General features: G+C 67.8%; 9 protein-coding genes and 1 tRNA gene. 1 reads left to right on the forward strand and 9 read right to left on the reverse strand.

Annotated elements, in window-relative coordinates:
• The first annotated feature begins 77 nt into the window (after window positions 1-77).
• Complete coding sequence (locus AC3FOF_RS23390) at window positions 78-1,853, forward strand: carbohydrate porin (RefSeq protein WP_488727907.1); 1,776 nt, start codon at window positions 78-80, stop codon at window positions 1,851-1,853.
• Here AC3FOF_RS23390 and AC3FOF_RS23395 read toward each other — a convergent pair.
• The 9 genes from AC3FOF_RS23395 to fmt form a co-directional block, all read right to left on the reverse strand.
• Window positions 1,837-2,646, reverse strand: a complete 810-nt coding sequence (locus AC3FOF_RS23395) for an aquaporin (RefSeq protein ID WP_488727908.1) — start codon at window positions 2,644-2,646, stop codon at window positions 1,837-1,839. The two genes, AC3FOF_RS23390 and AC3FOF_RS23395, sit on opposite strands and share 17 nt — an antisense overlap.
• An 895-nt stretch (window positions 2,647-3,541) precedes the next feature.
• Window positions 3,542-3,617, reverse strand: a tRNA-Phe gene (locus tag AC3FOF_RS23400).
• 60 nt (window positions 3,618-3,677) lie between these two features.
• Window positions 3,678-4,382: a response regulator gene (locus tag AC3FOF_RS23405; protein WP_276269297.1), complete on the reverse strand. Its 705-nt coding sequence runs from the start codon at window positions 4,380-4,382 to the stop codon at window positions 3,678-3,680.
• A 53-nt stretch (window positions 4,383-4,435) separates the two neighbouring features.
• A complete protein-coding gene (locus AC3FOF_RS23410; protein WP_488727909.1) occupies window positions 4,436-6,901 on the reverse strand; it encodes a sensor histidine kinase in 2,466 nt (821 codons plus the stop codon).
• A complete protein-coding gene (locus AC3FOF_RS23415) occupies window positions 6,898-7,743 on the reverse strand; it encodes a DUF4390 domain-containing protein (protein WP_488727910.1) in 846 nt (281 codons plus the stop codon). The genes AC3FOF_RS23410 and AC3FOF_RS23415 overlap by 4 nt, the downstream gene beginning before the upstream one ends.
• Before the next feature lie 19 nt (window positions 7,744-7,762).
• On the reverse strand, window positions 7,763-9,115 hold the full coding sequence (gene rsmB / locus AC3FOF_RS23420; RefSeq protein WP_276265656.1) for a 16S rRNA (cytosine(967)-C(5))-methyltransferase RsmB: 1,353 nt from the start codon (window positions 9,113-9,115) through the stop codon (window positions 7,763-7,765).
• Between the two features lie 203 nt (window positions 9,116-9,318).
• On the reverse strand, window positions 9,319-10,179 hold the full coding sequence (gene htpX, locus AC3FOF_RS23425; protein WP_017224344.1) for a zinc metalloprotease HtpX: 861 nt from the start codon (window positions 10,177-10,179) through the stop codon (window positions 9,319-9,321).
• A gap of 159 nt (window positions 10,180-10,338) precedes the next feature.
• Window positions 10,339-10,980 (reverse strand): LysE family translocator, encoded by a 642-nt coding sequence (locus tag AC3FOF_RS23430; RefSeq protein ID WP_488727911.1) that lies wholly within the window; start codon window positions 10,978-10,980, stop codon window positions 10,339-10,341.
• 63 nt (window positions 10,981-11,043) lie between these two features.
• The gene (fmt, locus tag AC3FOF_RS23435; protein WP_488727912.1) at window positions 11,044-12,057 is read right to left on the reverse strand and encodes a methionyl-tRNA formyltransferase; all 1,014 of its coding nucleotides are present in this window, start codon (window positions 12,055-12,057) and stop codon (window positions 11,044-11,046) included.
• Between the last annotated feature and the right edge of the window lie 71 nt (window positions 12,058-12,128).

The raw sequence follows: 12,128 nt of genomic DNA on the forward strand, positions 1-12,128 counted from the left end.
CTGTTGCGGATTTTGTAACCCTGCTTGCTGTCCAATCGGGCGACTGTTAAAAAATCACGCCGTACTGGTCCTGTCCTATGTTGTTTGCTGTTTTGCCCGCTGCCGGCCGTCCGCCGGCCTTTCATTCCCGGTGCCTGGCCATTGCCGTGCTGGCCGCCTGGGGATGGAATGCGTGCGCGCAGACAGCAGACGCGCAGGACCTTGCCGCATTTGGCATCCAGGCCGCCCCCGCGCCCCAGGCCGCAGCCGATCCGCTGGCGGCCCTGATTGCAAGCGAGCAGTCGGGCAGCGCGGCATCGCGCGGCGCAAGCGGTGATCGTACGGGTGGAACCGTGCCCGCTACCGCTGGAGAGCCTGCCGCCGCGCCCGGCGGCGGCAGTGCCGCGGATACCGCCAGTCCCGTTGCCGCCGCCCCGGCGGGGCCTGGCACCCAGCAAGAAGCAAAGCCAGGCGATGCCGCTGGCTCGACGTTGCCGGCGCCGCCCCCGCCAGCTACCTGGGCAAATGCCGGCTTGAGCGACGATGGCCTTGAGCTGGCCGGACCGCCCGAGCCCGCCCTGCCCCCCGAACCCGTGGCCCCGGCCCCGCCCCCGCTGGTGTTGTTCCCCAAGCGCCTTGGCCAGTTCGTGGCTGAAACACCGCCGCCAGCCGATGGCAATGGCGCCGAGGCACCTGCCAGCGAGGAATTCGCGCTGGTCTCGCAGCTGCCGGCCGACGATCCCGCCGGCGATCAGGTCTGGCGGCTCAGCTACAGCGGGCGCGCCGCCTATGAGGACCGCACCACCACCATGCGCGCCTGCGCTGGCGGCGGTACGCTGTCCACCGGCATCGGCGGCGGGCTGGCCTGCCGCAGCTCCGGCGAGGTCAAGCTCAATGAATCGCTGTTCGCGCTCGACGGCGGTGGCCAGGTGCAATTGGTGGCGCAGGCCAAGGGCACCGATGCCACATCGGTCAACGGCCGTCCCGCCGCGGTCGATCCCTATGCCCTGCTGCCCCAGATCTATACCGCGGTCAGCGGCCTGTCGGTGCTGGACGGGGCCACCATGTGGGCCGGCCGGCGCGAGAACTCGTCCTTCCTGATGTCGTCGGGATTGTTGCCGCCCACCTCGCCGGCGATGCGCTTCGGCGTGGACAATGCGCGCTTTGGCGACATCGCGCTCAACTACCAGTACACCGCGCGCAATGACCTCGATGGCGCCAACCTGCCCAGCTACCACTCGCTGCGCACCGCGCCCATCTCCACCAACGACAAGGGTTCGGTGCAGCTCGGCTATACACGGGTGGAAGCGCAGCCGCTGGTCCAGCAGACCGGCAGCGCGTGGTGGGTATCGGCCATGCACGAGCAGAAGGACGTGCTCGCCGGCATCAACCGCTTCGGCATGCAGTATGGCGAAGGCAGCCGCAATGCCCTGACCGGCTACACCGGCATGGGGCCCGCCCTGTCACGCATCCGCGTGGCCGAGTCGATGGAATGGAAGAAGCCTTCGGGCCTGGGGCTGGCAGGCGCGGTCGAGTCCAGCATGCAGTTCGACCGCTCGTCGGTGGGCACGTTGCAATGGGTGGCCACGCGCGTGCGTCCGGCCTATATCGCCAGCGACCAGTTCAAGCTGAGCTTCGAGGTGGCGCACGACCAGATTTCCTCCGGCTTCGGCGCCAGCGGCCAACGCACCGCGTTCACCATCGCGCCTACCATCACGCTTGGCAAGGCGGCCGGCAATGCCAACCTGCGGGCCTTCTACACCTACAGCCGGGCCAACGACGTGGATGGCATCGCCTTTGCCACGCCTGTCGATACCTGGGCTTCCCAGACCTCCGGCTCCATCTTCGGCGTACAGCTCAATCGGCGCTGGTAGGCGCCGCCGCCGGCCACGCCGGTTTGCGCGCCGTTTGCGCCTGCGCCGGCAGCGCTGCCGGCCCGCGCAGCAGCCAGTGGAACACCAGCGTGGCGCTCAGCCCGCCTGCCATCTGCGCCAGCACGAAGCCCGGCACATCGATCGCGCGGATGCCGGTAAAGGTCGCCGTGAACGCGCAAGCCAGGGTCAAGGCAGGGTTGGCGAAGGACGTCGACGCGGTGAACCAGTAGCCTGCCACGATATAGGCCGCCACCGCAAACGGAACCAGGCCGGGCCGGCTGCGCCCGGTGCCGATCGCCACGCCGATCAGCCCGAAGGTGGCCACGAACTCGCTCCACCACATCGACGCCCCGGTGCGGCTTTGCGCCGACCACGCCAGCATCGGCTCGCCAAACATCGCATGCGCGCACGCGGTTCCCGCGATGGCGCCGCCGGTCTGCACCAGCGCATAGCGCCAGGCATCGCGCGCTGGCAGTGCCCCGCGCAACATGGCCGAGAGCGTGACCACCGGGTTGAGATGCCCGCCCGAGATCGGCCCCAGCGCGAGCAGCAGCGCGATCAGCCCGCCCCCGGTGGCCAGCGAATTCGCCAGCAATGCCAGCGCGGTATTGCCGCCCGCCAGTTGCTGCGCGCGAATGCCCGAGCCCACCACCACCGCTACCAGCAGCGCTGTGCCCAGCCCCTCGGCGACCAGGCGCCTGGCGAGCGTGATCGCAGGCGCGGGTACGCTTGGGCCATGCGGTTCGGCAGAGCGGACAGGGTCGGTCGTGACAGCGGAGGAAGGCGCGCGCATTGGGTTTGCAGTGGCAGGCGGGAGCGCGCAGTGTTCCGTTTTTCGCCGTCCAGCGTCAATGCACGCGTGGCTAGTATTGAATGAACCTGGGGTACCGAATGCGCGGCGTGTTTTGCTGGATCGCTATGTGGATTGCCTGGATACGCGGCTCGGCATGACGAAATCGGAGGTCAGGACCAGATGCGAAAGTCGGATTCGGGGGGTAATTGACGCAATGCCGATAATCGCAGGCGCGATGGCACTGGCGGAGGGGCGGATGGACGATTTTGTGCCTGAACATTAGGCGGTGGGCAGCGACAACGCAAGGGCGTTTTTGGTGTCGTGTGGCGGTCCGGTTTGATGGGTCCCCATGAGGTGGAGAACAACGGAACGGTCATTGAAGCAGCGGTGCGGCCGGGCGTGGGAACGTGACATCAACCAAGGCGGAATGCTGCCCTCGCGGCTTGATTCCAGGGGCCCTCATGCGTGTTACTCACACCGGTTGCTTCTGCTCGCCCGAAGCAATCCGTACGGCTTCTCGCCGCATGCAGGCAGGCATGAGCCGATCGTCGAACTGGTGCCCATCTGGCCAGTGAGCTAGCCCAACTCGATGCTCTCGGCATGGCCATCGGCGCAACCACATTGGCCCATTGCCCGGGCCTTGGTGCCATACGGGGACTGAGATTGCAGGGGAGGCTTTCACGGACAGCGGATGGCCTGTGCTGCGTGCTGGCATTGCTGATGTGGAAACCGGATGGTGTCGTGGACCATCGGCAGCAGATGTACCGATTGCCCTGGCATGATGCGCCGATGCGTGCGTGAATGGCCTGATATCCGGCCCGGCGCTTTATCGCCCTACGCCAACGCAATGAAAAAAGCCCAAGACCTTTTCAGATCCTGGGCTCTTTCGCAATGCTGGTGGCCTGGGACGGAATCGAACCGCCGACACAAGGATTTTCAATCCTCTGCTCTACCGACTGAGCTACCGGGCCAAAGAAGCGAAATCATAGCAGCGCATTTTGACCGCGTCAAGCGCTTTGTGCGCCGCCGTTTTACTGCTCCGTGGGCTCCGGCTTGTTGCGGCTGAGTTCCACGCCGAGCTGCTTGAGCTTGCGGTACAGATGGGTGCGTTCGAGGCCGGTTTTCTCGGCGACGCGGGTCATGCTGCCGTGCTCGCGCAGCAGGTGGTATTCGAAGTAGGCGCGCTCGAACAGGTCGCGTGCTTCGCGCAGCGGCATGTCGAAGGAGAAATGCATCTCGGCTTCGGGCAGCCGTTGCGGGTTGCCGTTGGCCGCTTCGGCCGCGGTTTCCGCGGCCGCCGCCGCCGTGCCCTCGCTATTGCCGCCAGCGGGCAGCGCCGCGCCGGCCGCCGCCCCTGCGCGCGGGCGCTCGATGCCGCGCGCCAGGCCCTGTTCGACGGCGGACAGCAGTTTCTGCAGGGCAATCGGCTTCTCGAGGAAATTGAGCGCGCCGATCTTGGTCGCCTCCACCGCGGTATCGATGGTGGCGTGCCCCGACATCATGATGACGGGCATGGAGAGCAGGCCCTGGGCCGACCACTCCTTGAGCAGCGTGACGCCATCGGTATCGGGCATCCAGATGTCAAGCAGCACCAGGTCCGGCGTATTGCCGGCACGATACTCGCGCGCCTTCTGCGCGTTTTCTGCCACTTCGACCACATGGCCTTCGTCGCTGAGGATTTCCGAGAGCAACTCCCGGATACCCATTTCGTCGTCGACTACGAGGATGGTTGCCATACTTCCCCTCTTGACCCCACCGCGGCTGACCGGGTTCGGGGCCGCAACAATGACTATGCCAGTTTAACGAACAGGATGGAGATCTGCGCCCCGATGATTTCGGAGCCCTCCATGCGATTGCGCAACTCGATGCGTGCGCCGTGTTCGTCAATGATCTTCTTCACCATCGCGAGACCGAGGCCGGTTCCCTTGGCCTTGGTGGTCACATAGGGTTCGAACGCGCGACTGAGGATGCGCGGGGCGAAACCGGGACCGTTATCCGCAATGGTGAGCTTGACAGCCTGCCGGTCTTCGCCGGCAGAATCTTTGTATTCTACAGTCTCGGTGTGCAGAGCGATATGGGGCGCCGCCCTAGCGGCCGTCACGTTGTCCGCCACCGCATCCTGCGCGTTCTGCAGCAGGTTGTGAATCACCTGGCGCAGCTGGGTCGGATCACCCTTGATCTCGGGCAGGGTGGCGGCCAGCGACGGATGGATCACGGCATGCTCGTGGGGCCCGGTGTCGTCGATCCCGTAGAGGTGCAGCACTTCCGCCACCAGGGCGTTGATCTGCAGTGACTGCAACATCGCTGGCGGCGTGCGCGCATAGTCGCGGAAGTCGTCGACCATGCGCTTCATGGCCTGCACCTGGTTGACGATGGTGGTGGCGCCGCGCTTGAGCACATCGGCATCCAGTCCTTCCAGTTTTGGCGAGAGCTTCATCTGCAGCCGCTCGGCCGAGAGCTGGATCGGGGTCAGCGGGTTCTTGATCTCGTGCGCGAGGCGCCGCGCCACTTCCCCCCAGGCCACCGAGCGTTGAGCGGAAATCACATCCGAGATATCGTCGAACACGATCACATAGCCGGGTTCGCCTTGTTCGTCGCCGCGCCCGCCCGGCAGGCGCGCGCCGCGCACCAGCAGCGTGAGCGCTTGTTCCTCGTCGCCCTGAGGCAGCTCGATCTGCTTTTGCCAGTGCTGCGCGCCGCCCAGCATTTCACTGGTGCTCTGCTCCGAGAAGGCCTGCCGCACGATATCGCCGAAGGTGCCGAGCACCGGGATGTTGTCGATGGGCTCCCCCAGCTCGCTGGCGAAGGGCTGGCGGAAAATACGCTCAGCGCCCGGGTTGGCGGTGATCAGCACGAAGCGGCGGTCGAACACGAAGACGCCGGCAGTGAGATTCTGCAGCACGCTCTCGAGGTAGGCCGTCGATTTCTCCAGCGCGCTGCGGTTCTGCTCCACCGCGATGCGTGCCTCGGACAACTGCCGCGTCATCATGTTGAACTGCTGGGTCAGCATGCCGAGCTCGTCGCGGCTCTTGAGCTCGCGCTTGGGCGAGAGATCGCCCTCGGCCACTTCCTTGGTCCCCTGCAACAGCATCAGCAGCGGCCGCGCCAGCTGCCCGCCGAGCAGCAGCGCCAGCATCACGGCGATAAACACCGCGAGGAACAGCGTCAGCGTCAGCGTGCCGATATACATCTTGCGCAGGCCGGTGCGGCCCAGCGCCTTCTCCTGGTATTCCTGGTAGGCGCGCTGCACTTCGTCGGCATTGCGCGCCAGCGCCGCGGGCACCGGGTGCACGACCTGCAGATAGCGCTCTTCGCGCACCGTCTCGCCCATCAGCCCGAAGCCGGACGACGCCGCGTCCTCCGGGCGGCGTTCCACCGACAGACCCGAGCCAGCCCAGCGGCTGGCCGCGTTGAGCGGTGCCTTCGAGGCTGGCTTGCCGACGCTTTCGGCGGGCGATTGCGCTTCGCTCTGCGCGGCGGGCGCGGGGCCAAGCGGCACGATGACGCGCAGCCGGTACAGGTGGCTGCCGTCGGCGCTTTCGGGCTGGCGGTGGCCGTCGACGGCGGGATCGGTGCCGCCCTCCACTGCCGCATAGCCGCCCGCGAGCCGCGCCTGCTCGGCCAGCACGCCGGATGGCAGGTCGGGCACCAGCGAGGCATAGTTGCTCGAGGCGGTGGCGATCACGCGGCCGCTGCCGGTGAAGATCGCGGCTTCCTGCACGCCATATTGCTCGCGCAGCCGGTTGAGCTGCAGCGAGGTGGCCACGTTGGACGCGCTATTGAGCTGGTCGGCCATCAGCCGCGCCTTGCCCTGCAGGTCCGACAGCGCGGTGTCGATGGTCGAGCGGCCAAGATTGAGGCCGGCCTCGAGCGCGGTTTCCACCCGCACGTCGAACCATGACTCGATGCTGCGCGAGACGAACTGCAGCGACACCAGGTAGATCAGGACGCCCGGCAGCACGCCCACCACGCCGAAGAACACGGCGAGCTTGGTCATCAGCCGCGTCCCGAACTTGCCGCGCCGGTAGCGCAGCCACAGGCTCACCGCCAGCGCACTGATGATCAGCACCAGCAGCACGCCGATCACCAGGTTGATCTTGAACAGCAGCGTGAAATAGCGGTCGAAGAATTCCGTGTTGGCCGAGGCGCCGGCGAGCAAGGCCACCAGCACCAGCGCCAGGAACACGATGATGCCTGCCACGACGCGATAGAGCACGCGCCGGAAACGACTGTCCCACAAGTTGCCGGGGGTCATGGCTGGCTCGCGGCCGGCTGCACCAGGGTGGTGGGCGAGAGCACGGTCGACACCGTGTGCGCGAAGGGTAGCGCGCGCGTTTCGCCGGCCACCGCCGCGGACGCGGCGGACGCCGGTGCCGGTACCGGCACCACCTGAGGCGGCGGCGCGGATGGCGGGAACTCGGTGGGCACGGTGAAATTAAAGCGGCGCCATTCCGATGCGAGGTTCCATTCGCGCGTGTTGACGGCGTTGATCTGGAACGGCTTGGGCAACTGCGTCAGGTCCAGCCGCATGCGGGCTTCGGCCAGGTAGGTCTCGCCCGGCTTGACCATATTGCGATCGAATACGCGCCACCCGCGCACGCGCTGGATGAATTGCAGCGCGCCCTTCAGGCGCATGAACGGCAGCTGCAGGCCGCCGGTGGAAACGCGGTACTGGCGCGTGAGCGGATGGTAGGACAGCCGCACGCTGCGGCTGGCGTTGACCGGCTTTTCGTCGAACCAGTACCAGCGTGGCCGGGTAAGCTGGAAGTCGACCACAAAATAGAGCGAGATGCCCTTGTTGAGCGCATCTTCCAGCGGCGGCGGCAATTCGAAATCGAAGCTGGCGGCCAGGTCGAAACCGCCGTCCTGGTACTCGATGCGGGCATCGTTGACTTCAATGCCTTCGGCGCGCGCCGTTCCCGGCGGCATCGTCAACGCCATCAGCACGCCGAGCATGAGCGTGGCCGCGAGCCACCAGCGCGCCAGCCATGCGCGCACGCCGCGCACAGGGCCGGCTATTGCCCCGCCTGCCGCCGGGGACGCGCATGCACTGTCGCCAGGGACACGAAGGACGGACAAGCAAAGCGGGCTCGGCATCGGGATCGATTGGGATCGGTCAGGGTCGTTTCTGGAAGCGGGCGTAGAAGAAGCCGTCGTGGTCGGCGGGCAGGCCGTCGTTGCTGGCACTTCCGCCGCCAGTCACCTGGTCTTTACTGCCGGGCAGCATCTGGCCGGGCGCCTGCAATCGTATCGCATCTGTTAGCTGTGCACCAAACCAGCGCGCCTGCTCTTCCCCCTCCGTTGGGAAAATAGAACAGGTGACATAGACCAGGATGCCGCCCGGCTTGAGCAGGTTCCAGAGTTGCGACACGATGCGCCGTTGCTCGGTGACCAGGCGGGGGATGTCCACCTCGCGGCGCAGCCAGCGGATATCGGGGTGGCGGCGCACGATGCCCGAGGCGGAGCATGGCACGTCGGCCAGGATGCGGTCGTATGGCTTGCCGTCCCACCAGTCCTGCGGGCGGCTCGCGTCGCCCACCACCACGGTGGCTTGCTGGCCCAGCCGTGCAAGGTTTTCGTCGATGCGCGTGGCGCGCTGGGCATCGCTCTCGAGCGCGGTCACGTCGGCCTTGGCCAGCTCCAGGATGTGGCCGGTCTTGCCGCCGGGCGCGGCGCAGGCATCGAGCACGCGCAGGCCGTCGGCCAGGTCCAGCAGCGGCGCGGCCAGCTGCGCGCCGGCGTCCTGCACCGAGACATCGCCTTCGGCAAAGCCGGGGATCTGCGACACGGGAAAGGCGCGCACCAGCCGCACCGCCTGCGGGCCGATGGCCACGCCGGCCATGCCGGCGTTGGCCACCCGCGTGAGGTATTCGCTGACCGAGACCCGCGCGGTGTTGACGCGCAGGGTCATCGGCGGGCGCACGCCGGCGCTTTCGGCCAGTGCGGTCCATTGGTCCGGGTAAGCCTTGCGCAGCGCGTCCAGCCACCATGCGGGCAGGTTCCAGCGTGCCTCGTCGTCCTGGCGCACCTCGGCCAGCAGCGCCTTGCGCTCACGCAGGAAACGGCGCAGCACGGCATTCACCAGGCCGCGCGCGTGCGCCGTCTTGGGCTCGGAGGCGGCCGCGCTCACGGCCTGGTCCACCACCGTGAACTCGGTATAGCCGCCCTCGCCCTGCTCGTCTTCGACCAGCAATGCCAGCGCCACCGCCAGCAGTGAATCCACCAGCGCACCGGGCGGCCGCGTCACCAGCTTGGTGACCAGCGCACGCGCCGTGCCGAACTGGCGCATGGTGCGGTAGGCCAGGTCCTGCAGGGCGCCGCGCGTGGCGGCATCGCGCACGCGGTCGAGGCGGTACTGCGCGGCGGCGTTGTCGATGGCCAGCGGCAGCGCACTGCCTTCGTTGACCCCGCGTACGGCGGCCGCGGCGGCGAGCATCTGGAAGGCAAGTGATTCGTGTGGCAGGCGCATGACTGTGAGGCGGTGAGGCGGTAAGACCGGGTGGCAAAGGGCAAGCCGCGAGCGGCGGGGACTGGCGGCAAGGCCAGGGCGGGACCGCAAAAAAAGCACTGCCCGCCGCTTCCGGGGAAGCACGGCGGGCAGTTTACCCTGTATGCGCCCGGAGCCGGCTTTTTTGCGTCCCGCGGGCCGGGGTTGCAGCGGGCCTCAGGCTACTAGAGCGGGTAGGTGCCGGTCTGGGCCATCTGCATCAGCCGCGCGATCCGTTCCTCGGTGGCGGGGTGGGTCGAGAACAGGTTGGCGATGCCGCTGCCCGAGAGCGGGTTCATGATCATCATCTGCGCGGTCGCCGGGTGCGCTTCCGCGGTCGGGAACGGAATGCCCTGGGCATAGCGGTGGATCTTGTCGAGCGCCATGGCCAGCGCCTGCGGATCGCCGCTGATGGTGGCACCGCCACGGTCGGCCTCGAATTCGCGCGCGCGAGAGATGGCCATCTGGATCAGCGAGGCCGCCAGAGGGGCCAGGATCGCTACCGCGATGCTGGCGATCGGGTTGCTGCGGTTGCCGTTCTCGTCGCGCCCGCCGAAGAACATGGCGAAGTTGGCCAGCGCGGCGATGGCGCCGGCCATGGTGGCTGCGATGGTCGAGATCAGGATGTCGCGATGCTGCACATGGGCCAGCTCGTGCGCCATCACGCCGCGCAGCTCGCGCTCCGACAGCACGCGCAGGATGCCGGTGGTGGCCGCGACCGCCGCATGCTCGGGATCGCGCCCGGTGGCGAAGGCATTGGGCGCGTCTTCGTTGATCAGGTACACGCGCGGCATCGGCAGCTGGGCGCGCTGCGCCAGCTCCTGCACCATGCCGTAGAACTGCGGCGCCGTGGCGGCGTCCACCTCCTGCGCGTTGTACATGCGCAGGACCATCTTGTCCGAGAACCAGTACGAGAAGAAATTCATGCCCAGCGCCATCACCAGCGCGAACATCATGCCGCTGCGGCCACCGATCATGCCGCCGATGACGATGAACAGCGCCGTGATGGCCGCCATCAGCATGAAGGTCTTGACCCAGTTGAACATTGCAGTGATCTCCGAAAAAATCATCCTCGCGCGCGCCGGGTGGCCGGGCTGGCCGCGCCCGGGAAGCGCGCCGCGGTGATGTTTAGATGGTACCCCGAGGCGGAAATTCAACGGTGGGCTGCCTAAAAAAATGGCAGCCAGGAGGCGTGCCAGGCGTGCCTATCGCTGGGCCAGCGCCAGGCGCGCGCCCAGCCCGATAAAGGCCGTGCCGACCATGCGATCCAGCCAGCACTTCAGGCGCGGGGCCTGCCCGACCTTGCGCGTCATGGTGCCGGCGGCCCAGGCCACCAGCGTGCTCCACAGCGTGGACATGCACACCATGATGCCGCCCAGCGCCAGGAAGGCCAGGGCCTGGTGTGCGGCGTGCCGGTCGACGAACTGCGGGAAGAAGGAAACGAAGAACAGGATCACCTTGGGGTTCAGCACATTGGTGAGGAAACCCTGCATGAACAAGGCCCGCAGGCCGCGCGCGTCGGCTTGTCCGGCGCCGGCGGCGCCAGATCCGGCCGGGCCGGGCCGCTTCCACAGCAGGCGCAGCCCGAGCCAGACCAGATAGGCGGCGCCGGCGAACTTGATGACGGTGAAGGCGGAGGCCGACGCCGCCAGCAGCGCCGTCAGGCCGAAGGCCGTGGCCAGCGAGTGCACGCAGCAGCCGGCACTGACGCCCAGCGCCGAGACCACGCCGGCCGCCCTGCCCTGCGCGATGCTGCGCCCGACGATATAGGCCGTGTCCGGGCCTGGCGTCACATTGAGGAGGAATACCGCGCCGATGAACAGCGGCAGGTCAACGATGCCGAGCATGGGGATTCCTCGCGTGCGGGTGGCATGGGCGCAAAACGGGCGCCAAGGCGGCGCGCAGGCGGATTATGCCTCGCCTTCCGGCAGCGCGCAGCGGGTGCCGGGAGGCAGGGGCATGCCCTGCAGGAACGGCTGGGCCGGCAGGCGGCGGCCGCCCGGCTTCTGCAGTTCCGTCACCCGCAGCGCACCGTCGCCGCAGGCAATCACCACGCCGTCGGCGTCCGCCGCCAGCACCGTACCCGGCACCTGCGGCTGGCCGGCCGTGGTTGCCAGGGGCTGGGCCTGCCAGCATTTGATGACGGTCTGGCCGATCTGCAGGGTGGCGCCTGGGAAGGGATTGAAGGCGCGTACCTGGCTGGCCAGCGCCGCAGCAGGGCGGCGCAGGTCCAGCGGCGCCTCGTCCTTGCCGATCTTCCCGGCATAGGTGATGCCTTCGGCGGGTTGCGGCGTGGCGGTCAGGGGCTGGCCGGCGGCAAGCCTGCGCAGCGCGTCCACTACCATGCGGCCACCCAGCGCGGCGAGGGTGTCCTGCAGGGTGGCCGTGGTGTCCCCGGGACCGATCGGCACCGCCTCGCCCTGGATCATCGCGCCGGTATCCAGGCCTTCGTCCATCTGCATCAGCGTGATGCCGGTCTGCGTATCGCCGGCCTCGATGGCGCGGTGGATGGGTGCCGCGCCGCGCCAGCGCGGCAGCAGCGAGGCATGGATGTTGAGGCAGCCATACTGTGGCAGTTCCAGCACCTCGGCCGGCAGGATCAGCCCGTAGGCGGCCACCACCATCACGTCCGGGGCAAGCTGCGCGAGCGTATCGACGGCGGCGCCGGCTTCTTCGGGGTATTTGCCGTTGCGGCGCAGCGAGCGCGGCTGCAGTACGGGCGCGAGGCCGTGCTCCAGCGCGTACTGCTTGACCGGGCTGGCCTGCAGCTGCATGCCGCGGCCGGCCGGGCGGTCGGGCTGGCTGAGCACCGCCACCACCGGGAAACCGGCCTCATGGATGGCCTGGAGCGCCACGCGGGCGAATTCAGGCGTGCCGGCAAAGGCAACGCGCAGCGCTTGGGATGGGTTTGCGGCTTGGGACATGGCGCGCTCCGGCATATAAAGCGGCACCGGCCGCATCAGCGGCCGGTAACTTGATTCATCGGGAAGGCAAT

The organism is Cupriavidus sp. 96C5-1, assembly GCF_057798855.1.

Coding starts and splice junctions, on each gene's coding strand:
- AC3FOF_RS23390 (WP_488727907.1), top strand. CDS start 78: ATGTTGTTTGCTGTTTTGCCCGCTGCCGGCCGTCCGCCGGCCTTTCAT.
- AC3FOF_RS23395 (WP_488727908.1), bottom strand. CDS start 2,646: ATGCGCGCGCCTTCCTCCGCTGTCACGACCGACCCTGTCCGCTCTGCC.
- AC3FOF_RS23405 (WP_276269297.1), bottom strand. CDS start 4,382: ATGGCAACCATCCTCGTAGTCGACGACGAAATGGGTATCCGGGAGTTG.
- AC3FOF_RS23410 (WP_488727909.1), bottom strand. CDS start 6,901: ATGACCCCCGGCAACTTGTGGGACAGTCGTTTCCGGCGCGTGCTCTAT.
- AC3FOF_RS23415 (WP_488727910.1), bottom strand. CDS start 7,743: ATGCCGAGCCCGCTTTGCTTGTCCGTCCTTCGTGTCCCTGGCGACAGT.
- rsmB (WP_276265656.1), bottom strand. CDS start 9,115: ATGCGCCTGCCACACGAATCACTTGCCTTCCAGATGCTCGCCGCCGCG.
- htpX (WP_017224344.1), bottom strand. CDS start 10,179: ATGTTCAACTGGGTCAAGACCTTCATGCTGATGGCGGCCATCACGGCG.
- AC3FOF_RS23430 (WP_488727911.1), bottom strand. CDS start 10,980: ATGCTCGGCATCGTTGACCTGCCGCTGTTCATCGGCGCGGTATTCCTC.
- fmt (WP_488727912.1), bottom strand. CDS start 12,057: ATGTCCCAAGCCGCAAACCCATCCCAAGCGCTGCGCGTTGCCTTTGCC.